Raw genomic sequence first — 23,759 nt, forward strand, 5'->3', positions numbered from 1 at the left:
CCGTTCTCACCCCCACGCTCGACAAGGAAAAGACATGAACCCGATCTCTGAAGACACTCTGCACCAGCAGGCACGCCGCCGCGCCGGCATGAAGCTGGGCTGGTATATCCATGCAGCGGTCTATGCTGCGGTGAATCTCGGGCTCATGGCCCTGGCCCTGAGCCAGGGACGGCACTGGGCCGTCTACCCGGCTCTCGGCTGGGGTCTGGGCCTGCTGATTCATCGTGCAGTGGTCTGGCTGCTGGCACCCGGCAGTCCGCTCTTTCAACAACTGCTGGAGCACGAGCTGAAAACGCTGCAGCGCAGCGAAAAGCGCTAGATGCCGGACCGCCCATCACCTACCATGCCCCTCATGTCCATGTTTGCGCCCGCTCCCCTGCTGCGTCACGCCGGCATCACCGTGGCTGCCTGTCTGCTGATCGCTGCGGCCTTGACCGCTCTGGGCCAGGGCCTGTGGGATGTCAATCTCGCCTACTCGCTGGCCATAGGCCTGATCAGCTGGCTGAGCATCGATCTGCTCAGGCTGCGCTGGCGCGAGTCCGACGACATTCCCTGGCCGCGCGGCATGCGCGGCATGGCCGTGGTGCCGCTGGGAATTGCAGCAGGCCTGATTCTGGGCAATCCGCTGGGTAGTTTCTACGTTCAGCAACTCCATCCCGAACTGCCCGCCGCAGCCCGGCCCTCGCTATGGTTGCCGCTTGCCATCACCATGGCGACCAGCATTGCCATGTCCTGGGGTTTTTATGTGGTGGGCAAGTCGCGCCATCTGCAAATGCAGGCAGAGCAGGCCCAGCGCCAGGCCGCCGAAGCCCGGCTCAGCCTGCTGCAAGCCCAGCTGGAGCCGCATATGCTGTTCAACACCCTGGCCAATCTTCGCGTGCTGATCGCCACCGATGCACCACGCGCCGAGCAGATGCTCGATCATCTGATTGCCTACCTGCGTGCCACGCTGGCCGGCTCACGCCACGGCACGCACAGTCTTGCCAGCGAATTTGCCTTGCTGGCCGACTATCTGGCCTTGATGCAGATCCGCATGGGCGACCGGCTCAGCTATGGCCTGCATCTGCCCGCTGAACTGGCCGAACTGCCCGTGCCAACCCTGCTGCTGCAACCGCTGGTGGAGAACAGCATTCGCCACGGACTGGAGCCCCAGCTGGCCGGCGGCCACATTGCCGTTCAGGCCGGCATGCTGGATGACAGCCATCTCCTGCTCAGCGTGCATGACAATGGCCTGGGCCTGCCGGCGCTGCCTGGCCAGCCCCCTTCCGGCTCCGGCTTTGGCCTGCAGCAGATTCACGAACGCCTGGCCAGTCGCTACGGCAGCGCTGCCCGCTTCGATCTGACAGCAGACAGCGCAGGCGGAACCAGGGCCTGCATCGTATTACCCCTGAAGTCCCAGCCATGAACACCAGTCCGCCACGCGGCCTGATTGCCGAAGACGAACCGCTGCTGGCCCTGGCATTGCAGCAGTTGCTGAGCCAGCTCTGGCCCCAGTTGCAGATCGAGGCCAGGGTGGCCGACGGCATCAGCGCCGTGCAGCAGGCGCTGGAGCGGCTGCCCGATCTGCTGTTCCTGGACATTCGCATGCCCGGCCAGACGGGGCTGGAAGCCGCCGCCGAAATCGCCGATGCCTGGCCTGAGGAGCAAGCGCTGCCGGCGATTGTCTTTGTCACCGCCTACGACCAGTACGCCCTGGCGGCCTTCGAGGCCTGCGCCATGGACTATGTGCTCAAGCCGGTGCAGGCAGCACGTCTGGGCCAGACCGTGCAGCGCCTGCAGCAGTGGTGGCAGCAGCGCCAGCCGGTACAGGGCAAGGACCTTGCCATGCACAATCACCGTCAGCTCGAACAACTGCTCGGGCTGCAGCAGCAACTGCTGGGGCAGGTCCCCGCCGCGCTGCAGATCATTCAGGCCAGCGTCGGCAACCAGATCCATATGGTGAGGGTGCAGGACATCATCTACCTCGAAGCCGCCGACAAATATCTGCGCGTGCTAACGGCCGCTCAGGAGTATCTGATCCGCACCCCGCTCAAGGATTTGCTGCCGCAGCTCGACGCCCGCGAGTTCTGGCAAATCCATCGCGGTACCGTGGTGCGCGTTCAAGCCATTGCCAGCGCCCAGCGTGACGAGTCCGGGCGCCTCGGCCTACTGCTGCGTGACCGCCCTGAAAAGCTGGCCGTCAGCCGTCTATACGCAACACGGTTCAAGGCGATGTAGCCAGCTCCATCACATCCTCCCAGTCCACCCCCTGCATGGCATCCCAATGCGCCACGATGACGCTGCGGGGTCGCGCCGGGTTCTTGAGCTCGGCTGCCATGGCAGCCAGCGCATGCTGCACATAACGCTCGGACGGCTTGTCCAGCGCCGCCAGCGGCTCGTCGATCAGTACCAGCTCGGCTGCGCTGGCCCAGCCAGCGGCCATCCACAGCTTGCGCTGCGTGCCCGACGACAGGGCCAGCAGCGGCTTGTGCAGATGCGGCTCCAGCCCGAAGCCCTGCACATGCTGCTCGAACTGCTGCTGCAACCAATGCGGATACAGCGTGCGCTGCAAAGCCACCCAGCTCTCGGCCGGCATCTGGCTGTAGACATCGTTGAGCGGCTGGCGTGGGTCCTGCCAGAAGCAGGAGCTTGCAGCCAGGCGGCCGTTATCGGCGAACGGATAGTGCAGCAAGCCCATGCGCAGCGGCAATTGCCCAGCCAATGCCTTGAGCCAGCTGGTCTTGCCCGTGCCCTCGTCGCCTTGCAGCAGACACAACCCTGCATGCCAGCAATGCGAGGCCTCATGGGCCACCACCCGGCCCGGGTAGCCGAAGCTCACCTGCAGAGCCTGCACCATGCAGAGCGACTCGCAGCCATCATCGAGTTCAGAATTCATAGCTGACAACGCCTTTGTATATATGTCCACGGCTGATTGTGTCCAAAGAACCCACGGCCATGCGCAAAGCAAGGCACAGGCACAATGGCGTCCCTCTCAACAGCGCGCAATATGCCATGGCTCTGGATTATCTGGAATTCGATTACAGCGAAGATGAAGAAGGCACGGGCACCTGGGACGCCATGGCCAGCGTCAAGGCCGAGCGCGTACCAGCTTTGGCCGGCGAAATCGAATCCCTGCTGCGCTGGGCAAGCCAGAAGTTTGCTGGCCGCCAGGGCGCCCTGGAAGACGGCAATGACTGGGACTATGACCTGCAGGCGCAGGACGACGACGGCCAGCCCCTGAGCGCCCGCTTCGACAGGGCAGCAGGCAGGCTGGAGCTGCAGGCCTCGGCCACGGGCCGCACCACGGTCAGCCTTTGCCTTTCCGGCTCCACGCAGTTCGGCGATGCACTGCGCCAGGCCTTTGATCTCGAAGCCTGACATCCGGGCCTGCAGCCACGGCGCTTGAAGTCAGGTGCGTGCTGTGCACAATGGATGGCTCCAAGCGATTTGCAAAGGCAATGCCATGACCGAGCGACTCTCTGCCCCGTTTGTCATCGAGCAATTCATCAAGGCACCGCGCGAGCTGGTCTATGCGGCCTTCACGCAGGGCGAGCACCTGAGTCACTGGATGCGCCCGCCCGGCATGGTGATGACGCAATGCGAAGTGGATGCACGCGAAGGCGGCAGCTTTCATTACGGCATGCGTGCCGAAGCCATGCCCCAGGCGCCCGCCATGTGGGGCAAATGGAGCTTCAGGGAGCTGAAAGCGCCCGAGCGCATCGTCGTCGTGGTGCAGTTCAGCGATGCCGCAGGCGGCGTCACGCGCCACCCGATGGCGCCGCAATGGCCGCTCTATACCCTGTCGACCACCACGCTCGGCGAGGAAGCCGGCGGCACGCGCCTGCATCTGGAGTGGCGTGCCCTTAACGCCAGTGCCGTGGAAGAAGCGGTGTTCGACAGCTCGCACGCCAGCATGAACATGGGCTGGAGCGGCAGCATGCAGTTGCTGGCGGGCTATCTGACCAGGATACAGGCGGCCGCCTAGCGATCCATATCCTGTCGCTGCCTGGGTGGCTCGGCCGCATTTCTGCGACTGGCCCCGGCACGCCCGGCCTTGCTCCACTGATAGTCCACGCCGTCAGGCGTCTTGCCGTCCTCGACCGCAGACACGCCCACAGGCCCGACCATATCGCGCAACTCCGACGAAATCACCACATGGGCATGGCGCTCGTCCTTGCGCAGTTGCTGGCACAGGGCCAGCGCCTCGCTCATCTGCGCATCGGAGAAGGCCCGGCATTGCGGCTGCCAGACCGGTGTCTGGCCCTCTGGCTCGGAATTGCGCAGGTAGAAAACAGCAATGCTCATGGTTTGATCTTCACAACAACAGAGCCACGGTTGTAACCCAGACCACAAGCCTGCACGGCGCGCTCACTCTTTGCGCTGCCCCGCATCCAGCGGCTCCCAGCGCCCTGCCACATTCTTGAGCAAGGTGTTCACGGCCGTCAGCCTGCGGTTTCTGACGCTGTTGAGGCTGTTCTGGGCGCCGAGCACCGTCGTCTGGGCCGAGAGCACATTCAGATAGGCCACGATGCCGGCCTGGTACTGGTTGTTGGCCACGGTCAGCGACTTCTGCGCTGCGGCCAGGGCCTCGGTCTGCACCTGCTCCTCCTGGGCCAGATTGACGGCAGCGACCAGATTGTCCTCCACCTCCTGCAGCGCCGTCAGCACGGTCTGCTTGTAGGTGGCGGCATTCAGGTCCAGCGTGGCACGGGCCGACTCCACGGCCGCCGAACGCGCGCCGCCGTCAAACAGGCTCATGGCCAGCGCCGGTCCCAGCGACCAGAACAGATTCGGTGCATTGAGCAGATCGGAGAGCACGGAGTTGCGATAGCCCGCCGATGCCGACAGGGTCAGCGAGGGAAAATAGGCCGCACGCGCCACGCCGATCTGCGCATTGGCCATGGCCACGCGGCGCTCGGCGGCAGCGATGTCGGGGCGCCTCTCCAGCAAGGTGGAGGCCAGCATCTCGGGCACGGCGGGCGGCGTCGGCAAGTGGCCAGTCACCGGCAGGCTGAAATTGGCCGGAGCCTTGCCCAGCAAGGCCGCCAGCGCATGCTCGTACTGGGCACGCGTGATGCTGGCCTCCAGCAGGCTAGCCTGGGTGCTCTTGTACTGGGACTGGGCCTGTGCCACATCGGCCGAAGACACCACGCCCGCCTGGTAGCGATTCTGCGTGAGCTTCAGGCTTTGCTCGTAGGCCTCCAGACTCTCCTGCAGATACTTCATCTGCGCCTCGGCGGCACGCAGCGAGAAATAGGTCTGGGCCACCGATGCCTGGGCCGACAGACGGGCCGCAGCCAGATCGTCGGCACTGGCCTGGGCCGAAGCACGGCTGGCATCCACCGCCCCCGAGAGCTTGCCCCAGAGATCCAGCTCCCAGCTGGCGCTCAGGCCCAGCGAGAAGTTGTTGTTGATGCTGCCGCTGCGCGCCACGTTCTCGCCGTTGGTATTGCTGTACGTGCCGCCGCCAGTCAAGGCACGCGAGCCGCTGCCCGTGGTGCCGAGCGTGGGCAATTGCGCGGCGCGGCTGCTGGCGACGGCGGCCTGGGCCGAGCGCAGACGGGCCACGGCCTGCTCCACGCCGGGATTGCCTGCGGCTGCCGCCTGCTGCAGTTGATCCAGCGTGCTGTCGCCATACACCGTCCACCACTGGTCGGGCACTGCCGCGGCCGGGCTGGCCGCCGAGCTCTGCGCCGGTTGCCAGATGCCAAACTGCGCAGCCTGCGGAGTGGCTTCCTTGAACTGAGCGGGCACTTCCAGCTTTGGCACTTGATAAGCAGGCTGAGTGGAGCATGCGGCCAGCAAGACAGCGACAACGATCGGCAATAGGCGGGGAAGCGAGCGAGGCAGCGCCATGACGGATGTATTCATAAAAGTGAGCTGCTTGCGCTTATCCTGACTGGATTTGAAGCCGATTTGATTCAAAAAATGTGCTGGCATATTCATCTCACTTCGCCTCAGCCATGGCAGAGGCCTGGCCGCCGCGCCTTCTGGCCGGACGGCGCGCCCAGAGGCGCAGCACGCTGCGGCGCACACGGTCCAGCAGCACATAGACCACGGGCGTGGTGTAGAGCGTGAGCAACTGGCTCAGCAGCAGGCCGCCCACGATCGCAATGCCCAGGGGCTGGCGCAGCTCGGCACCGTCGCCCCGGCCCAGGGCCAGGGGCAGCGCGCCGAACAGGGCCGCCATGGTGGTCATCAGAATGGGGCGCAGGCGCAGATGGCAGGCCCGATAGATGGCCTGGGCCGCCGTGGCATGGCCGCCTTTCTCGCGTTCCAGCGCGAAGTCGATCATCATGATGGCGTTCTTCTTGACCAGTCCGATCAGCAGGATCACGCCGATGAAGGCGATCAGCGAGAACTCCGTCTTGAACCACATCAGCGCCAGCAGCGCTCCCACGCCGGCCGAGGGCAGCGTGGACAGAATCGTCAGCGGATGGACCAGGTTCTCGTAGAGGATGCCCAGCACCAGATAGATCGTGATGATGGCCGCGAGAATCAGCAGGGGCTGGCCCGCCAGCGCCTGCTGGAAGGCACCGGCCGAGCCACTGAAGCTGCCGCGGATGGACACCGGAACACCCAGCTCCAGCATGGCATTGCGGATCGCGTCATTGGCCTGCGACAGCGAGACATTGGGCGCCAGGTTGTAGCTCACGGTGCTGGCCGGCGTGCCGCTCTGGTGCTGCACGGACAGCGGCGTGGTCGAGGTGGTGATCCTGGCAAAGGCCGTCAGCGGAATCTGCTGGCCCGCGCTGTTGACGAAGAAGAAGCCGCGCAGCGTCTCCGGGCTCTGCAGATACTGGGACGAGGCCGTCATCACCACGCGGTACTGATTGAGCGGGTTGTAGATCACGCCCACCTGGCGCTGACCGAAGGCGTCGTTGAGCGTGTTGTCGATCTGCGCCACCGTCAGGCCCAGGCGCGTGGCCTGGTCGCGGTCTATGACCAGCTTGGTCTGCATGCCGTTGTCCTGCACGTCGCTGTTGACATCGGTCAGCTCCGGCAGGGTGGACAGCACCTGGCGGATGCGCGGCTCCCACAGGCGCAGCTCGGCCGTATCGTCGGCCTGCAGCGTGTACTGATAGGAGGACATGCTCTGGCGCCCACCGATGCGTACATCGCTCTGGGTCATCATGAACAGCCGCGCGCCCGGTTCATCCTTGAGCTTTTCACGCAGGCGGTTGATGACCTCGTCGCTGGACACTTTGCGCTCGGCCATGGGCTTGAGCGACATGAACATATTGGCCGAATTGGCCTGGCCGCCGCCGGTAAAGCCGGTCACATACTCCACGGCCGGGTCCTGCTGCACCACATCGAGAAAACGCTTGATGCGGCGCTCCATGGCCTGAAAGGACGTGGACTGGTCGGCACGTATGAAGCCCATGACACGGCCTGTGTCCTCGCTGGGCATGAAGCCCTTGTCTATGGTCTGGTAGAGATGGATGTTGAGGCCGATGACCGCCACCAGACTGAGCAGCACCACGGGCTGGTGGCGCAGACCCCAGGCCAGAGTGCGGCGGTAAAGCGCCGTCACGCGCAGCTCGAAGCGATCCATGGCCAGCGAGACGCGCAGCCAGAGCGCATCCCAGCGGCGCGTGAAGGGGCTCCGGGCACGCTCGGCGCGGCAGCGCTCCTCCTCTGCCGGTGTGCGCAGCAGAGCCGCGCACATCATGGGCGTGGTGGTCAGCGAGATGATCATGGAGACCAGAATCGCCGCCGACATGACCACGGCAAATTCACGAAAGAACCGCCCCACGATGCCGGCCATGAACAGAATGGGCACGAACACCGCAATCAGCGACAGGCTCATGGAGACAACGGTGAAACCGATCTCGCGCGCGCCTTCGATGGCAGCCTGCATCGCGGTCTTGCCGCGCTCCATGTGGCGCATCACGTTCTCCAGCACCACGATGGCATCGTCCACCACAAAGCCTGCGGCCACCGTCAGCGCCATCAGCGAGAGGTTGTCCAGCGTATAGCCGCACAGGTACATGACGCCGAAGGTGCCCATCAGCGAGGCAGGCACGGCCACGGCCGGAATCAGCGTGGCGCGCAGCCGGCGCAGAAAGACGAACACCACCATGATGACCAGCGCTATCGAGATCAGCAGCGCGTTCTGCACCTCCTTGACCGAGGCGCGCAGCGTGGGCGTGCGGTCCGAGATCACCGTGACATCGATGGCCGGATTGATGGAGGCCCTGAGCTGGGGCAGCATGGCGCGCACCTTGTCCACGGCCTGCAGGATGTTGGCGTCGGGCTGCTTGAACACCTGCAGCAGCACGGCGGGCTTGCCGTTCATCACGCCGTAGTTGCGTATGTCCTGCACGGAGTCGGTGACATCGGCCACATCGGACAGGCGCACGGCATTGCCGTTGTTCCAGCGCAGCACCAGCGGCGCATATTCGGCGGCGGTGCGGGCCTGGTCATTGGTCGCCACCTGCCAGTAGTGGTCTTCGCGCTCCACGGCGCCCAGGGGACGGTTGGCATTGGTGGCAGTGATGGCCGTGCGCACCGCATCCAGCGAGACGCCGTTGGCGGCCAGCCGCACCGGGTCCAGCTCCACGCGCACGGCCGGCAGCGCGCCGCCGTTGATCGATGCCTGGCCCACACCTTCCACCTGGGCCAGCTTCTGCGCCAGCACCGTGGAGGCCGCGTCATACATCTGGCCGCGCGTGAGCGAATCTGACGTCAGCGCCAGAATCATGATGGGCGCGTCGGCCGGGTTGACCTTGCGATAGGTCGGGTTGCCCGGCATGCCCGAAGGCAGCAGCGTGCGCGCCGCATTGATGGCGGCCTGTACATCGTGGGCCGCGCTGTCCACCGTGCGCGTCAGATCGAACTGCAGCGTGATGCGCGTGCTGCCCATGCTGGAGCTGGAGGTCATCTCGTTGACGCCGGCAATCGCGCCCAGGGCGCGCTCCAGCGGCGTGGCCACGGTGGCCGCCATGGTATCCGGCGCCGCGCCGGGCAGGCTGGCGGTCACCGATATCGTCGGATAGTCCACCTGCGGCAGCGGCGCCACAGGCAGCTGGAAATAGGCCACGCCGCCCACCAGGGCCATACCGATGGTCAACAGCAGGGTCGCAATGGGCCGGAAGATAAAGGGCGTGGAGATGCTCATGGACGCGCCCCGTCCTGGCCGCCGTCCCCGCCCTCGCCCATGACTTCGGCCTCGGAGTGCAGCACATGCTTGACGGCCGGCAGGCCGCGCCTGGTTCGCCAGCCCTCGGCCCAGCTTTCAAAGGTCAGATAGATCACCGGCGTGGTGAACAGCGTCAGCAGCTGGCTCAGCAGCAGACCGCCCACCAGGGTCACGCCCAGGGGTTGGCGCAGCTCGCTGCCCACGCCGGTTCCCAGCATCATGGGCAGCGCGCTCAGCAGGGCCGCCAGCGTGGTCATGAGAATCGGGCGGAAGCGCAGCAGACAGGCCTGGTAGATCGCATCGCGCGCATTCATGCCTTCCTCGCGCTGGGCGTCCAGCGCGAAGTCGATCATCATGATGGCGTTCTTCTTGACGATGCCGATCAGCAAGATGATGCCGATGATGGCGATGATGTCCAGATCCAGCCCCGACACCAGCAGCGCCAACAGCGCACCCACACCCGCCGAAGGCAGGGTGGAGAGAATCGTGATCGGGTGAATCGTGCTCTCGTAGAGCACGCCCAGCACGATGTACATGGTGATGATGGCGGCCAGCACCAGCAGCAGGGTATTGGAGAGCGAGGCCTGGAAAGCCAGCGCCGCGCCCTGGAACTGCGTGTCCACCGACAGCGGGATCTGCCCCTCGTCGCGCAGCTGCGCAATGATGGTCTGCGCCGCCTCCACCGCATGGCCCAGCGACACGCCGGATGCGGTGTTGAACGAAATGGTGGCTGCAGGCAGCTGCCCCACATGATTGACGGCCAGCGCCATCGGGCGCTCGCTCACCGTGGCAATCGAGGACAGCGGCACCGGCGCACCGTTGCTCGATGCGGCATAGATGTTCTGCAGGGCCTCGGGCCCGATCTTGAACTGCGGCGCCACCTCCAGCACCACGCGGTACTGGTTGGACTGCGTGAAGATAGTCGAGATCAGACGCTGGCCAAAAGCGTTATAGAGCGCCGAGTCCACCGACGAGACCGTCACGCCCAGGCGGCTGGCCTGGGCCCGGTCGATCTGCACATAGGCCTGACGGCCCTGGCTCTGCAGATCGCTGCTCACATCGAGCAGCTGGGGCAGTTGCTGCAGACGCTCGACCAACATCCTGGTGCTGGCCGTGAGCTGGTTCATGTCCGGCGAGGAGAGCAGCAGCTGGTACTGGGTGCGGGCCTGGCGATCCTCTATGGTCAGGTCCTGCACGGGCTGGGCATAGAGGCGGATGCCGGGCACGGCGCGGGAATCCTCGGCCAGGCGGTTGAGCACCACGGGCAGACGGTCGCGCTGGGCATGGGGCTTGAGGTCGATCTGGATGCGGCCGGTATTGAGCGTGGTGTTGGTGCCATCCACACCGATAAACGAGGAGATGGATGCCACGGCCGGGTCCTTGAGCAAATGCTCGGCCAGCGCCTGCTGGCGCTCGGCCATGGCGGCAAAGGAGATGGACTGGTCGGCCTCGGTGGTCGCGGCAATCGTGCCCGTATCCTGTTCAGGGAAAAATCCCTTGGGCACGACGAAATACAGCAGCACCGTGACCACCAGCGTGGCGATGAACACCAGCCAGGTCAGCTTGCTGTGATCCAGCACCCAGGTCAGCATGCGGCCGTATTCGGCAATCACCTTGTCGAAAGAGCGCGCGACCGCAGCGCTGAAGCCCTTGGACTGCGCCTGGTTCTTCTCGCCCTCGGGCTGGTGGCGCAGCAGGCGCGCGCACAGCATGGGGGTGAGCGTGAGCGAAACCACGGCCGAGATCAGGATCGCCACCGTCATGGTGATGGCGAATTCGTGGAACAGACGGCCCACCACATCTCCCATGAACAGCAGCGGAATCAGCACCGCGACCAGGGAGATGGTCAGCGAGATGATGGTGAAGCCGATCTGCTTGGCACCCTTGAGCGCGGCCTGCATGGGCGGCTCGCCCTTTTCCACATAGCGGGCGATGTTCTCGATCATCACGATGGCATCGTCCACCACAAAGCCCGTGGCAATGGTCAGGGCCATCAGCGTGAGGTTGTTGATGGAAAAGCCCGCCAGATACATGACGCCGAAAGTGCCTACCAGCGACAGCGGCACCGCTACGCTGGGAATCAGCGTGGCCGATGCACTGCGCAGGAACAGGAAGATCACCATCACCACCAGGGCGATGGCCAGGGCCAGCTCGAACTGCATGTCCTTGACCGAGGCCCGAATGGTCACGGTGCGGTCGGTCAGCACTTGCACGTCAATGGAGGCCGGCAGGGTCTCCTTGAGCTGGGGCAGCAGGTTCTTGATGGCATCGACCGTTTCGATCACATTCGCGCCGGGCTGGCGGCGAATATTGAGGATCACGGCCGACTTGGAGCCGGTCTCGGGCGTGCCCGACCAGGCGGCCAGACGCGTGTTCTCGGCGTCGTCCACGGTCTGCGCCACATCGGACAGGCGCACGGGGTTGCCGTTCTTGAAAGCGATGATCAGGTTGCGGTACTCGGCCGCCGACTGCATCTGGTCGTTGGCATCGATGGTCGATGCGCGGTTGGGGCCATCAAAGCTGCCCTTGGCGGTCTTGACGTTGGCCGCAGAGATGGCGGTGCGCACATCATCCAGCGTCATGCCGAAGCTGGCCAGCGCTGCGGGGTTGGCCTGGATGCGCACGGCCGGGCGGCGCGCACCGGCAATGGCCACCAGGCCCACACCCTTGACCTGGGAGAGCTTGGGCGCAAGGCGGTTCTCCACCAGATCGTTGATCTTGATGACGGGCAGCGAAGGCGAGCTGATGGCCAGCGTCAGCACCGGCGCATCGGCCGGGTTGACCTTGCTGTAGAGCGGGGGCATGGGCAGGTCGCTGGGCAGCAGATTGGTGCCCGCGTTGATCGCGGCCTGCACCTGCTGCTCGGCCACGTCCATGGACATATCGAGCGCAAAGCGCAGGCTGATCACCGATGCGCCGCCCGAACTGGTCGAGGACATCTGGTCCAGACCCGGCATCTGACCGAACTGGCGCTCCAACGGTGCCGTGACGTTGGAGGTCATCACATCGGGGCTGGCACCGGGGTAGAGCGTGGTGACCTGTATGGTGGGGTAGTCCACCTCGGGCAGGGCCGAGATGGGCAGCAGGCGGTAGGCAAGAATGCCCGAGATCAGCACCGCCACCATCAGCAAGCTGGTGGCGATGGGCCTGAGAATGAAGAGGCGCGAGAGATTCATGATGGCCGCAGGCTCTGACTATGCTCAGCGACCCGTGCCACCGGCTGCCGTACCGGTCTGGCCATTGGCTTCGCGCTCAGCGCGCAGCTTCTGGAAGAAAGCGCGGCGCTCTTCGGGCGACAGGGCCTCCAGCTTGGCGCGCTGCTCGGGAGTCAGCTGGGGGCGCTCACCCCGACCCTCGGATCTTTCCGTGCGAGCCTCGCCGCCTTCACCACGCTCGGCGCCGGCCTGAGGCCTGGCCTCGTTCGCAGCCGCAGGCTTGGCTTCTGCCTTGGGGTCCGGCTTGGAGGGACTGCCCTGCGCCTCGCGCGGCTGATCGCCACGGGCGTCCGCGCCGCGAGGTCCCTGGCCTGGGCCCGCATTGCCGCCATTGGCACCACGCTCGGCGCGCAGCTTCTGGAAGAACTCCTTGCGTTCCTCGGGCGTCATCTTGGAGACTTTTTCACGCTGCTCGGGACTGAGATTGCGCATCATGCCGCGCGGCTGGTTGGCTGCATCCTGCACGGCCTGGTCGACCTTCTTGACCTTTTCGGAATCCACCACCGTCACCTGCGCGCCTTCGCGCAGGCGGTCGATGCCGTCGGTCACCACCTTGTCGCCGGGCTCCAGCTCGCCGCGCACGCTGACATAGTCACCGTCCGTCACCCCCACGGTGATCTTGCGCTGAGTGACCGTGTTGTCGGGCTTGACCAGATAGACAAAGTTGTTCTGCACCGCATTCGCGGGCACGACCAGCGCCTGATCAATCTGGCGCAGCTGCAGCTTGACGTTGACGAACTGATTCGCGAACAGCTTGCGCTCGGCGTTGTCAAACGAGGCCTTGGCCTTGACCGTGCCCGTGGTCGTGTCGATGGTGTTGTCCAGCGCATTGAGCTGGCCCTTGGCCAGCATCTGCTTTTGCTCGCGATCCCAGAGTTCGACGGGCATGAGCTTGCCCTCGCGCAGTTGCTGGGCCAGCGTCCCGACATGGGCTTCGGGGATGGAGAAAACGGCATCGATGGGGCGAATCTGGGAGATTGTCACCAGTCCGTTGGTATCGGAAGGGTTGACCACGTTGCCGAGGTCGGCCTGGCGCAGGCCGAGGCGGCCCGAGATGGGAGCCGTGATCCTGGTATAGCTCAGCTGCAGCTTGGCCGCATCGACCTGGCCCTGGTCGGCCGCCACCGTGCCCTGCAGCTGGCGCACCAGCGCGGCCTGGGTATCGACCTGCTGGCGGGCAATCGAGTCCTGGGCCTGCAACTCCTTGTAGCGCTGCAGATCGAGCTGCGCATTCTTGAGCTGGGCCTGGTCGCGTGCCAGAGAGCCCTGCACCTGCGCCAGCGAAGCCGCAAAGCTGCGCGGGTCGATCTCGGCCAGCAACTGACCTGCCTTGACCTCGTCCCCCTCCTTGAAGTGCAGCTTGAGCAGCTCGCCCGAGACCTTGGCGCGCACCACGGCCGTGGCGCGTGCATTCATCGTACCGATGGCGCTGACGAGCACGCGCATGTCGCGCTGCTCCACCAGGCCTACGCTCACAGGCTGAGCCTGGCTCATGCCGCCGGGGCCGCCCGGCCCTGCGCGACCATTGCGCCCTGCGCGTGCACCGGGCCCGCCTGCTCCCTGTTTAGGAGCAGCAGACGCAGTCGTATCGCCGCTTGCACCCTGTTTTTTCGCATACCACCAATAGCCACCGCCAGCGGCTGCCAGGGCGAGCACCACACTGGCAAGCAAGACGGGCCGGACCTTGCCCTGCTGTAAAGAATGACGATTGGGGTGCAATTTTGATGAGCTGGACATGGTTGAGCGCAGGAATTTCGAGCCTGAATTGGCGCCAATGGTATCCAGTTGCAATCAAACCCCGGGTCAGGCAGCGCCGGCTTTGCCAGCATTTACCCCCGCTTTACCTTGGGTTTACCTGCTGAAGTTCCGTATTCGGAGACTTAAACAGTGCTGACTTTCATAGCATCAATGACGGCGTTGGCAGGCCTCATGCTTGGCGGCTGACACTGCCATTTCTGCGTCCGCCATGCGGCGCAAGGAATCCGGCTCCAAGGAGAAACCCATATGACCACCGAACGCCTGACCAATCACCCCGAAGAAGCCGCCGTGCGCGTGCCGCTGGAGCTGTATATGCGCGGCCATGCCGAAGACAATGCCGAGCACATGCGCGCAGCCTTCATGCCCACAGCCCGGCTGGAGTCCGTGCGCGAAGGCCCGCTGACCTCCTGGGATCTGGACTTCTATTGCCAGCGCTTCAAGAACACGCCCGCTGCCGACGAAGCCACGCGTCGCCGCGTCATCGACTCCCTGGACATCGTGGGCACGGCCGCCATGGCCAAGGTCACGCTCTACCACGGTGCCGTGACCTTCACCGACTACTTTGTGCTGCTCAAGACCGAGCAGGGCTGGAAGATTGCCAACAAGGCTTTCCACGCCCAGCCTCAGTAAGGTTTGGCTACCTGCACCAAGCCCCTGGCCTCAGGCTCAGGGGCTTTTTTTATTCATGCGCTGGTCAACGAGTCAGCAGCCAGAGCGCGCCCAGCACGATGACAGCCCCCAGGCCCCAGGCCCAGACGGGGATGCCGGACGATTCGCGCGGCGGCGCCGAGGGTGTGGCGTCCAGCGGCGCGTAGCTGGTGGAGGCCGCGTCGTGTTCCCAGGAGCGTGTATCCGGCTCCTCCGCACCGCCTTCGTCTTCGGACTGCTCGCTCGGGTGGCGCTGCTGCATCAAGGCCTCGAAGCGCGCAAAGAAGTCCTCGGCCATGCTCTTGGCTGCGCCGTCGATCAGGCGCTGGCCCAGCTGGGCAATCTTGCCGCCGACCTGGGCCTGCACCTTGTACTGCAGCTCGCAATGCCCTGCATCGATGGGCGTCAGATCCACCTTGGCCTGGCCCTTGCCAAAGCCGGCCACACCGCCCTGCCCTTCAAAGGCAATCGTGTAGCTCTTGGGCGGCTGCACGTCCGACAGCGTGACCCGGCCGTTGAACTTGGCCGATACCGGACCGATCTTCACGGACATGATCACCGCATAGGAGCCATCGCCCGCATCCTCAAACTTCTCGCAGCCGGCCAGGCATTGCTGCAAGGTTTGCGGATCGTTGAGCGCCTCCCAGGCCTGCTGCTGGCTCACGGCAAGAGGACGGCTGGCATGCATTTCCATGGTGTTCTCCTTTTCAATCTCGGTGCGGCAGTTGCAGCAGCTTCGCCAGATGGGCAGCCAGTTGCTGCAACGACTGCAGGTTGTGCACGGCCAGCATGGCATGGCTGTGACGATGCAGTACCTGCGCGCCTTTGGCCAGCGGGGCATACCCGTCAAAACGCAACAAGGGGTTGAGCCAGACAATGCGCGCACTGTGCCGGGCCAGCCACTGCAGCTCCCGCTCCAGCAGCGTACTGTCGCCGGTATCCAGCCCGTCGCTGATCAGCAGCACCAGGGTACGTCGCCCCACCAGATGGCGCGCCCCCTGCTGGCGCAACTGTGCCAGGCACTCTCCCAGGCAGGTACCGCCGCCGAAATCGTCGATGTCGTGATTGAGCTGGGCCAGCATGGCATCGGGGTCGCTGTAGGCAAAAGCCCGGTTCAGCTCCTGCAGGCCGGTTCCCATACTGTAGACATGGCGGCGCAGCTGCGGATAGCGCCGGGGGCTGGTGGCCTGGTGCAGAAATGCCAGCAGCAGACGCACATAGCGCTCCATGGAACCCGAGACATCGACCAGCGCCAGCCAGGGCATGGGCAGCCGCTTGCGCCTGCGCCATTTGAGACTAGCCAGTTCGCCGCCCGTGGCAGCCGCCGCCTTCAGACTGGCGGGCCAGTGCACGCGCAGCCCCGAGGCGCGCAGCTCGCTTCGGCGACTGCGATAGCTAGGCAGCGGCAAGCGGATATCGCGCGCCAGCTGCTGCACCAGGCGGTACTCGCTGGCACTGAGCTGGTTGAAATCCGCATGCTGCAGCCTGTGCCGGTCGCTGGCCGACATGGCAGCATCCAGCGTCAACTCCTCGCTCGCGGTCTTTTGCTGTGCGGCGCGAATCGCCGACAAGGCCTCCTGAACACGCGGCCTGTGACGCGGCCTGGCAGCCTCCGGCGCGCCCGGCAACAACTGGCTCAGAAGCTGCTGCGCCACCTCGGGATTGCGAAAGTAGGCCGCGAACAGCTCGCGAAAGACCGCCAGATCCTGTTCACGCGAAACCAGCACAGCCTCCAGCGCGGCGGCCACGTCCTCGCGGTTCATGCCCACCAGCATCAGGCCTTGGTGGGCCAGCGCCAGGCGCTCGGCATCCACCGCCAGCCCCGCGCGGCGCAGGGCGCGGCCAAACCCCAGCAGATTGACGGGCAGCTTGCCGCTGCGCGCGTCCCCCCACCAGCTCACGCTTGCGGAACGGACTGGCGCCTGCGCCTGCAGCTCAGGCTGTGGCATCGGGCTCCAGCAATTGCTGCAGACGCTCTGGCGTGAGCGCGGCCACGTCCTCGCGCTGCTTGAACAGAATGCCCGCCGTCTCGTGCACCAGCTCGGGGTCTATGACCAGGGTGTCGAGCGCCACCAGCGCCTTGGCCCACTCCACGCTTTCGGCAATGCCGGGCGTGCGCTCGAAGGCATCGGCAAACGGGCGGCTGCGCAGCCGGTCCACAAAGCGGGCTATCTGCTCGGTCAAGGCCGCTGCGGCCTCAGGCACCTTGGACTGGACAATGGCCAGCTCGCGCTCGCGATCGGGATAGTCCAGCCAGTGATAGAGACAGCGGCGCTTGACCGCGTCATGCAGATCACGCGTGCGATTGCTGGTAAGAATGGTGACCGGCGGCACCTGAGCCTTGATGACTCCCAGCTCGGGAATGCTGACCTGGTACTCTCCCAGATACTCGAGCAAAAAGGCCTCGAAAGGCTCGTCGGCCCGGTCCACCTCGTCAATCAGCAGCACCGCGCCGGGCGCGGGCGCCTGCAGGGCCTGCAGCAAAGGGCGGCGCACCAGATAGCGCGGCTGATAGACCTCCTGCTCGACAGCCTCCAGTTCCGCCGCACCACGCAGCTCGGCCGCTCGCAGATGCAGCAGCTGCGCCGCGTAATTCCACTCATACAGCGCTTCACGCTGCTCCAGGCCGTCATAGCACTGCAGCCGGATCAGCTGCCGCGCCAGCACCTGGGACAGCGCCTGAGCCAGCGAGGTCTTGCCAACGCCCGGCTCGCCCTCCAGCAGCAGGGGCCGCTGAAGCCTGAGCGCCAGAAACACGGCCGTAGCCAGACGCTGGTCCGCGAAATAGCCGACCTCCTTCAAGGCGGCCAGCAGCCCATCCGCCGACTCCAAAGCGCTGTTCACATCAGTATTCATAGCTGCCTGCGCTTTATCCATATAGACCAGAGCCACTTTTCTTCAAAATACAAGAACGAGACAGCAAGCAAGGGCCGCACCGCAGCGAGGCTGTTGCCCCCTCCCGCGAAGCGAGAGAGGGGAAAGCGGCCAAGCCGCTCAGACTGAGAGCAGTTGATCCACCGCCCGCTGCGTCAGGACGCTGATCAGCTGCGCCCGGTAACGCGCACTCGCGTGCAGATCGCTGTTGAGCTCGCTGTCGTCGATAGGCACTGCAGCCGCCGCAGCGGCCGTGAGACTCTGGTTGAGCGCCGCTTCCAGGCCTGCGTGGCGGAAGACCGATAGTCCCGCGCCGGTCACGGCCACATGCACGCCCTGCGCCGTCTGCGCCACAAACACGCCCACCAGCGCAAAGCGCGAAGCGGGCTGCTTGAACTTGATATAGGCGGCCCTTCTGGGCACCGGAAAGCGCACGGCCTTGATCAGCTCGCCCTCTTCGAGAGCCGTGGTATACATGCCCTGGAAGAAGTCGTCTGCCGCTATCTCGCGCCGCTGGGTGAGCACGGTGGCGCCCAGACCCAGCACCGCACTGGGATAGCATGCCGCGGGGTCGTTGTTGGCCAGCGAGCCGCCCATCGTGCCTCGCGCGCGCACCTGCCGATCGCCAATGCCGCCCGCCAACTCGGCCAGCGCGGGAATGGCGTGCTGCACCTCGCGGCTGGCGGCGACATCGGCATGACGGGTCATGGCGCCGATCTCGACCTGATCACCGCTGACGCGGATTCCCGCCAGACCATCGACCTGGTTGAGGTCCACAATCGCGCCGGGCTGAGCCAGGCGCAGCTTCATGGAAGGAATCAGGCTCTGGCCGCCGGCCAGAAACTGCCCGCTGGCAGCGCTCAACTCATCCAGCGTCCGGGGATTGGAGTAACTGAAGGCATACATATATGTTGTCCTCTCTTCCTCTCAGTCGGGTGTGTGCAGGCCACAGTCAGGGGCGTGCAGCATCGATGGCTTCCCACACGCGGTGCGGGCTGGCAGGCATGTCCAGATCCTTGACGCCCAGGGAATGCAGGGCATCGAGCACGGCATTGATGACGGCTGGCGGCGAGCCTATGGCCCCGGCCTCGCCGCAGCCCTTGGTACCCAGCGGGTTATGGGTGCATGGCGTGCAGACCGTACCCAGCTTGAAGTCGGGCAGATCGTCGGCGCGGGGCATGGCGTAGTCCATGAAGCTGCCGGTCAGCAACTGACCCGAGTCACGGTCGTAGACGCAGTTTTCCAGCAGCGCCTGGCCTATGCCCTGGGCCAGTCCGCCATGGACCTGACCCTCCACAATCATGGGGTTGATGATGGTGCCGAAATCGTCCACGGCACTGAAGCGGTCGACACGCACCACGCCCGTGGCAGGGTCCACCTCGACCTCGCAGATATAGGTGCCGGCCGGGAAGGTGAAGTTGGTGGGATCGTAGAAAGCAGTCTCGTCCAGCCCCGGCTCCAGCTTGTCCAGCGGATAGTTGTGCGGCACATAGGCCGTCAGCGCAATCTGGGCAAACGGCAGCTTTCTGTCGGTGCCGCGCACCGTGAACTCGCCTCCCTCGAAATCGATGTCGGCATCGCTGGCCTCCATCAGGTGGGCGGCGATCTTCTTGGCCTTGGCCTCGATCTTGTCCAGCGCCTTCATGATGGCCGCCCCTCCCACGCTGATGGAGCGCGAGCCATAGGTACCCATGCCAAAGGGCACGCGGCCCGTATCGCCATGGACGATCTCCACATGCTCGACGGGAATGCCCAGTCGGGCCGCCACCACCTGGGCAAAAGTGGTCTCATGCCCCTGACCATGACTGTGCGAGCCCGTAAACACCGTCACGCTACCCGTGGGATGGACGCGCACCTCGCCGCACTCGAACAGACCGGCACGAGCGCCTAGCGCCCCGGCAATATTGCTGGGAGCAAGGCCACAGGCCTCGATGTAGCTGCTGTAGCCCAGGCCGCGCTTGAGTCCTTTGGCCTCGCTGGCTGCGCGCCTGGTCGCAAAGCCCGCCACATCGGCCAGTTGCTCGGCCTGATCCATGCAGGCCTTGTAGTCGCCGGTGTCGTACTGCAGCGCCACTGGCGTCTGATAGGGAAAGCTGGTGATGAAGTTGCGGCGCCGGATCTCCGCCTGGGACAGATTCATCTCCCAGGCACAGCGGCTGACCAGGCGCTCGAGCAGATAAGTGGCCTCGGGGCGGCCTGCACCCCGGTAGGCATCCACGGGCGAAGTGTTGGTGAACCAGGCATCGACCTCGATATGGATTTGCGGCGTGGTGTACTGCCCCGCCAGCAGCGTTGCGTAAAGAATCGTCGGAACGGCGCTGGCAAAGGTGGACAGATAGGCGCCCAGGTTCGCATCGGTGTGCACGCGCATGGCGAGGAACTTGCCATCGGCGTCCATGGCCATCTCGGCATGGCTGACATGGTCGCGGCCATGCGCATCGGTCAGAAAGGACTCGCTGCGATCGGCCGTCCACTTGATATTGCGGTTGAGCTTCTTGGCCGCCCAGGTCAGGCAGACATCCTCGGCATACAGAAAGATCTTGGAGCCGAAGCCGCCGCCCACATCGGGAGCAATCACGCGCACCCTGCTCTCGGGCAGGCCCATGACGAAAGCCGTCATCAGCAGCCGCTCCACATGCGGGTTCTGGTTGGCCACGTACAGTGTGTACTCATCCATGGCGCGGTTGTAGCTGCCGATGGCCACGCGCGGCTCCATGGCATTGGGGATCAGCCGGTTGTTGACCAGATCCAGCCGCGTCACATGGGCCGCGCCCGCAAACACGGCATCCACGGCTGCCTTGTCGCCTATCGCCCACTGGTAGCAGCGGTTGTCGGGAGCGATATCGTGAACCACGGCGCCGGGCTTTTTGCCACCCGCCGCATCGGCCACGTTCACGACCGCAGGCAGCACCGCGTAATCGACCTCCACCAGCTCTGCCGCATCGCGTGCCTGCTGCAGGGTCTCGGCAACCACCATGGCCACCTGGTCGCCCACATAGCGCACGGTATCGAGGGCCAGGATCGGGTGCGGCGGCTCCTTCATGGGCTCGCCATTGGTGCTGGTGATCAGCCAGCCGCAGGGCAGGCCGTTGATGCCGGCGGCCGCCACATCGGCGCCCGTGAGCACGCCGACCACGCCTGGCGCCGCCTTGGCGGCATCCACGTTGACGCTGCGCAGCCTCGCGTGGGCATGGGGCGAGCGCACAAATACCGCATAGGCCTGCGCGCCCAGCGTGATGTCGTCCGTGTACTGGCCTGCGCCGGTCAGAAAGCGATCATCCTCGCGGCGCAGAACGGCTTCGCCGATATGCGGCAGCTTGGAAAAGTCAGATGCACCCATGGTGTGTCTCCTCTTCTAGTTGTGATGCGCGGCTCAGCTGGCGCTCATGCCGTCGCGACCCACTTTGACGGCAGCGACGATGTTCTGGTAGCCCGTGCAGCGGCAGATATTGCCTTCGAGCAGTTCGCGGATCTCGGCATCGGTGGCCTGAGGCTTCTGGCGGCACAGATCCACCGCACTCATCACCATGCCGGGCGTGCAGAAGCCGCACTGCAGGCCATGGCACTGCTTGAAGGCCGCCTGCATGGGATGCATGGTTCCATCGGCAGCGGCCATGCCCTCTATGGTCTGCACCTCTGCGCCCTGGGCCTGCACGGCCAGCATGGTGCAGGACTTGATGGCCTTGCCATTGACCAGCACCGTGCAGGCTCCGCACTGGCTGGTATCGCAGCCCACATGGGTGCCCGTCAGGCGCAGCTGTTCACGCAGCGCCTGCACCAGCAAGGTATTGGGGGGGACGTCAATGCTGGCCGCGCGGCCATTGACCGTGAACTGAACATTCATCGTGATGCCTCCTGCCTTTATCCGAAGAATTGGGTAACAAAGCACAACCGCACTCTCTATGGTGGGCAGTTACCGCCATGCAAGGCGCTAGGGTTGACCCCCAAGCCAGACGAAACACGCACAGATATTCTCAAAATGAAACACTGTCCGGAGTCCGCATGTCGCCCGCCAGCCCCGCCATTTCCGCGCAAGCCGCAGCGCATCCAGGTGCACGCCATTCCCTGCTTGCCCAGGCCAGGCAGCAGTTGCTGGCGATGGACTCATCCCATGCGCTGGCACCGTCTGGCCTGGCTCCCTGGCTCTGGCGCTCGTGGCAGCGCTGCGTGGCGCAGGGCCGTCATCCCGCGCAAAAAGTGGAGTTCGAGGCCGTCGGACCTCACGCGCTGCGCCACGCCCAGGACAAGCACCAGTTGCTGCTGCAGGCTGCACGCCCGGTCATGACGCAGCTGGTCGCGGCCGTGGGTGCCATGCGCTACTTCTGCCTGCTGACCAATGCCCAGGGACTGGCACTTGAAGTGCAAGGTCCCGTCGACCATAGCGATCTGCGTGCGCTGGCCGTAGGCCGTGTCGGCGTGGATCTGTCCGAGCGCGGCGTGGGCACCTCGGCCATAGGCGCGACACTGGCCGAACTCAGCCCGGTATGGCTGCACAGGCAGGAGCATTTCTTTGACGATCTGCGCGACTACAGTTGCGCAGGCGCTCCAGTATTCGGCCCTCAGGGCGAGTGCCTGGGCATGCTGGACATCACCGGCATTGATGTACCCGAGCGCCCCGAACTGCTGCTGCTGGCACTGCGCTGCGCACGCGCCATCGAAGATCGATTGCTGCGTGCCCTGCCTCATACCCTGCTGCTGCGCGTGAACTGGCCCGGCGGACCTCTGGGCCAGGAAGGCGAAGGCCTGATGATATTTGATGCCGAAGGCCGATTGCTGGGCAGCAATACCGTGGCCAGGCAACTGGTGCCGCGTCCTCTGCAAGCCCCTGGGGGGGACTCGCTCATCCAGAGCCATGAGCTGCTGGCCCTGCCCTGGAGTCATCTGATCGAACATGCGCGCCAGCGGCCCGAGGCGCCACTGCAACTACCGCTGTGGTCCGGTCTGCGCCTGCTGGCACTGGCACAAGCCGGTCCCCTGCTGCGTGTCCCCGTCATGCCGGGTTCCGGCGCAGCCTGTCGGGCAACATCTGCCCATGCCATGACCACACCGCTGCGCACCAGCGAGTTGCTGCTGATTCAGCAGGCCATGCAGGAGGCTCACGGGAATGTAACCGTGGCCGCCCGCAACCTGGGATTGAGCCGGGCCACGCTCTATCGCCGGCTGGCCAGCAAATAAGAGGTCTTGAACCGGATCTGATGCAGTTTGGCTCTCTACGGATTTGCCCTAGTTTCAGCGCAAAAACGCCCTCCACGACAGCAGGCGCACACTAGCAAGCAAGCCCATGAAAAATACAAAATACCTCAATAAAACAATCATCTAAGCTGCACCAGCCGTGCACTTCCAGCTATCGTACGCATAGCAGGCACAACTGACGCTCGGACGCCACATTTGCGTGCGTATTTGTAAAAAACACCATACCTGCGTCCGTAGAATCTCCAGTTTGGTTCAAAAACTCAGATCGCCCTGAGGCTTACCAGCCCCAACAGCGCGACGCATACACAGCCTACTTTTTGGAGACACCATGCAGGCTTTACTCGCCCTGTCCAGGGCTATCGACAGGCTCAACGCCTTTGTCGGCAAATATTCCATCTGGCTGATATTTGCCGCCACCTTCATCAGCGCCGCCAACGCCATTGTTCGCAAGGCCTTTGACACCAGCTCCAATGCATTTCTGGAAGTCCAGTGGTATCTGTTCGCATGGTCCTTTCTGATTGCTGCGGGCTACACCCTGCTGCATCGCGAGCATGTACGCATCGACGTGATCAACAGCCGTCTGTCCAAAAAGGCCCAGGTCTGGATCGACATCATCGGCTTTGCCTTCTTTCTCACCCCGCTATGCCTGACCATTCTGTGGCTGAGCATGCCGGTGGTGATTCAGATGTACCAGTCCGGCGAAATGTCGGGCAACCCCGGCGGGCTGATCCGCTGGCCCGTATGGACGGCGATTCCTGTGGGCATCACCTTGCTGCTGCTGCAGGGCATCTCCGAGCTGATCAAGCGCATTGCCTTCCTGACCGGCGACGGCCCCGACCCCATGGGCAAGCTCAGCGACAAGAGCGCCGAGGAAGAACTGGCCGAGGCCCTGCGTGCCGAAGCCGATCGCAAGCAGGCTGAGGCGCTGGCCGCCCAGGCCAAGGCATAAC

The 23,759-nt window shown here is 64.7% G+C and carries 20 protein-coding genes; 8 read left to right on the forward strand and 12 right to left on the reverse strand.

All coding sequences use genetic code 11. The annotated features are described in order from the left end of the window. Nucleotides 1–34: 34 nt before the first annotated feature. From MPZ60_RS18350 to MPZ60_RS18360, 3 genes are read left to right on the forward strand one after another with little or no spacing between them, the layout of a single operon-like run. Entirely contained in the window at nucleotides 35–319 is a 285-nt protein-coding gene (locus tag MPZ60_RS18350) for a 2TM domain-containing protein (RefSeq protein WP_034352801.1), read from the forward strand. Nucleotides 320–343: 24 nt separating this feature from the next. Next, entirely contained in the window at nucleotides 344–1,405 is a 1,062-nt protein-coding gene (locus tag MPZ60_RS18355) for a sensor histidine kinase (protein WP_034352923.1), read from the forward strand. Beyond that, nucleotides 1,402–2,217, forward strand: a complete 816-nt coding sequence (locus tag MPZ60_RS18360; protein WP_242882029.1) for a LytTR family DNA-binding domain-containing protein — start codon at nucleotides 1,402–1,404, stop codon at nucleotides 2,215–2,217. Before MPZ60_RS18355 ends, MPZ60_RS18360 begins: the two co-directional genes overlap by 4 nt. Here the strand turns inward: MPZ60_RS18360 and MPZ60_RS18365 are convergent. Next, nucleotides 2,204–2,875: an ATP-binding cassette domain-containing protein gene (locus MPZ60_RS18365; protein ID WP_034352807.1), complete on the reverse strand. Its 672-nt coding sequence runs from the start codon at nucleotides 2,873–2,875 to the stop codon at nucleotides 2,204–2,206. The genes MPZ60_RS18360 and MPZ60_RS18365 overlap by 14 nt on opposite strands. Before the next feature lie 116 nt (nucleotides 2,876–2,991). Between MPZ60_RS18365 and MPZ60_RS18370 the strand changes: the two genes are divergently transcribed. Both MPZ60_RS18370 and MPZ60_RS18375 read left to right on the forward strand, forming a co-directional pair. Continuing rightward, entirely contained in the window at nucleotides 2,992–3,357 is a 366-nt protein-coding gene (locus tag MPZ60_RS18370; protein ID WP_034352927.1) for a hypothetical protein, read from the forward strand. An 85-nt stretch (nucleotides 3,358–3,442) separates the two neighbouring features. Continuing rightward, the gene (locus MPZ60_RS18375; protein ID WP_034352810.1) at nucleotides 3,443–3,964 is read left to right on the forward strand and encodes an SRPBCC domain-containing protein; all 522 of its coding nucleotides are present in this window, start codon (nucleotides 3,443–3,445) and stop codon (nucleotides 3,962–3,964) included. On the opposite strand, the gene MPZ60_RS18380 is transcribed toward MPZ60_RS18375, so the two are convergent. From MPZ60_RS18380 to MPZ60_RS18400, 5 genes are all read right to left on the reverse strand, one after another. Next, complete coding sequence (locus MPZ60_RS18380; RefSeq protein ID WP_012839346.1) at nucleotides 3,961–4,284, reverse strand: hypothetical protein; 324 nt, start codon at nucleotides 4,282–4,284, stop codon at nucleotides 3,961–3,963. The genes MPZ60_RS18375 and MPZ60_RS18380 overlap by 4 nt on opposite strands. Nucleotides 4,285–4,347: 63 nt before the next feature. Then, nucleotides 4,348–5,925, reverse strand: a complete 1,578-nt coding sequence (locus MPZ60_RS18385) for an efflux transporter outer membrane subunit (protein ID WP_080746083.1) — start codon at nucleotides 5,923–5,925, stop codon at nucleotides 4,348–4,350. Between the two features lies 1 nt (nucleotide 5,926). Then, on the reverse strand, nucleotides 5,927–9,100 hold the full coding sequence (locus MPZ60_RS18390) for an efflux RND transporter permease subunit (protein WP_034352813.1): 3,174 nt from the start codon (nucleotides 9,098–9,100) through the stop codon (nucleotides 5,927–5,929). Further along, nucleotides 9,097–12,297, reverse strand: coding sequence for an MdtB/MuxB family multidrug efflux RND transporter permease subunit (locus MPZ60_RS18395; RefSeq protein WP_034352816.1), 3,201 nt, complete (start codon nucleotides 12,295–12,297; stop codon nucleotides 9,097–9,099). The genes MPZ60_RS18390 and MPZ60_RS18395 overlap by 4 nt, the downstream gene beginning before the upstream one ends. A 24-nt stretch (nucleotides 12,298–12,321) precedes the next feature. Then, nucleotides 12,322–14,073, reverse strand: a complete 1,752-nt coding sequence (locus MPZ60_RS18400; protein ID WP_052057579.1) for an MdtA/MuxA family multidrug efflux RND transporter periplasmic adaptor subunit — start codon at nucleotides 14,071–14,073, stop codon at nucleotides 12,322–12,324. Between the two features lie 267 nt (nucleotides 14,074–14,340). Between MPZ60_RS18400 and MPZ60_RS18405 the strand changes: the two genes are divergently transcribed. Further along, nucleotides 14,341–14,724 carry a nuclear transport factor 2 family protein gene (locus MPZ60_RS18405; RefSeq protein ID WP_003069196.1) on the forward strand — a complete coding sequence of 128 codons (384 nt, stop codon included), beginning with the start codon at nucleotides 14,341–14,343 and terminating at the stop codon, nucleotides 14,722–14,724. A gap of 64 nt (nucleotides 14,725–14,788) precedes the next feature. Here MPZ60_RS18405 and MPZ60_RS18410 read toward each other — a convergent pair whose 3' ends face one another. The 6 genes from MPZ60_RS18410 to MPZ60_RS18435 form a co-directional block, all read right to left on the reverse strand. Next, on the reverse strand, nucleotides 14,789–15,436 hold the full coding sequence (locus MPZ60_RS18410) for a CoxG family protein (RefSeq protein ID WP_034352822.1): 648 nt from the start codon (nucleotides 15,434–15,436) through the stop codon (nucleotides 14,789–14,791). Nucleotides 15,437–15,449: 13 nt separating this feature from the next. After that, nucleotides 15,450–16,691: a VWA domain-containing protein gene (locus MPZ60_RS18415; RefSeq protein ID WP_034352825.1), complete on the reverse strand. Its 1,242-nt coding sequence runs from the start codon at nucleotides 16,689–16,691 to the stop codon at nucleotides 15,450–15,452. Further along, the gene (locus tag MPZ60_RS18420) at nucleotides 16,678–17,598 is read right to left on the reverse strand and encodes a MoxR family ATPase (RefSeq protein WP_034352934.1); all 921 of its coding nucleotides are present in this window, start codon (nucleotides 17,596–17,598) and stop codon (nucleotides 16,678–16,680) included. Before MPZ60_RS18420 ends, MPZ60_RS18415 begins: the two co-directional genes overlap by 14 nt. Before the next feature lie 138 nt (nucleotides 17,599–17,736). Continuing rightward, the gene (locus MPZ60_RS18425) at nucleotides 17,737–18,522 is read right to left on the reverse strand and encodes a xanthine dehydrogenase family protein subunit M (protein WP_034352828.1); all 786 of its coding nucleotides are present in this window, start codon (nucleotides 18,520–18,522) and stop codon (nucleotides 17,737–17,739) included. A gap of 46 nt (nucleotides 18,523–18,568) precedes the next feature. Then, nucleotides 18,569–20,956 carry a xanthine dehydrogenase family protein molybdopterin-binding subunit gene (locus MPZ60_RS18430; protein WP_034352831.1) on the reverse strand — a complete coding sequence of 796 codons (2,388 nt, stop codon included), beginning with the start codon at nucleotides 20,954–20,956 and terminating at the stop codon, nucleotides 18,569–18,571. Between the two features lie 33 nt (nucleotides 20,957–20,989). Further along, nucleotides 20,990–21,460 (reverse strand): (2Fe-2S)-binding protein, encoded by a 471-nt coding sequence (locus MPZ60_RS18435; protein WP_034352836.1) that lies wholly within the window; start codon nucleotides 21,458–21,460, stop codon nucleotides 20,990–20,992. A 158-nt stretch (nucleotides 21,461–21,618) separates the two neighbouring features. On the opposite strand from MPZ60_RS18435, the gene MPZ60_RS18440 reads away from it, so the two are divergent. Together MPZ60_RS18440 and MPZ60_RS18445 are read left to right on the forward strand one after the other, a co-directional pair. Continuing rightward, nucleotides 21,619–22,791 (forward strand): helix-turn-helix domain-containing protein, encoded by a 1,173-nt coding sequence (locus MPZ60_RS18440; RefSeq protein ID WP_034352839.1) that lies wholly within the window; start codon nucleotides 21,619–21,621, stop codon nucleotides 22,789–22,791. Between the two features lie 346 nt (nucleotides 22,792–23,137). After that, entirely contained in the window at nucleotides 23,138–23,758 is a 621-nt protein-coding gene (locus tag MPZ60_RS18445) for a TRAP transporter small permease subunit (protein ID WP_003069181.1), read from the forward strand. Nucleotide 23,759: the final 1 nt, after the last annotated feature.

Origin of the sequence: Comamonas sp. 7D-2 (assembly GCF_022749555.1) — a bacterium.
In the GTDB taxonomy this organism is placed as follows: Bacteria; Pseudomonadota; Gammaproteobacteria; order Burkholderiales; family Burkholderiaceae_C; genus Comamonas; species Comamonas thiooxydans.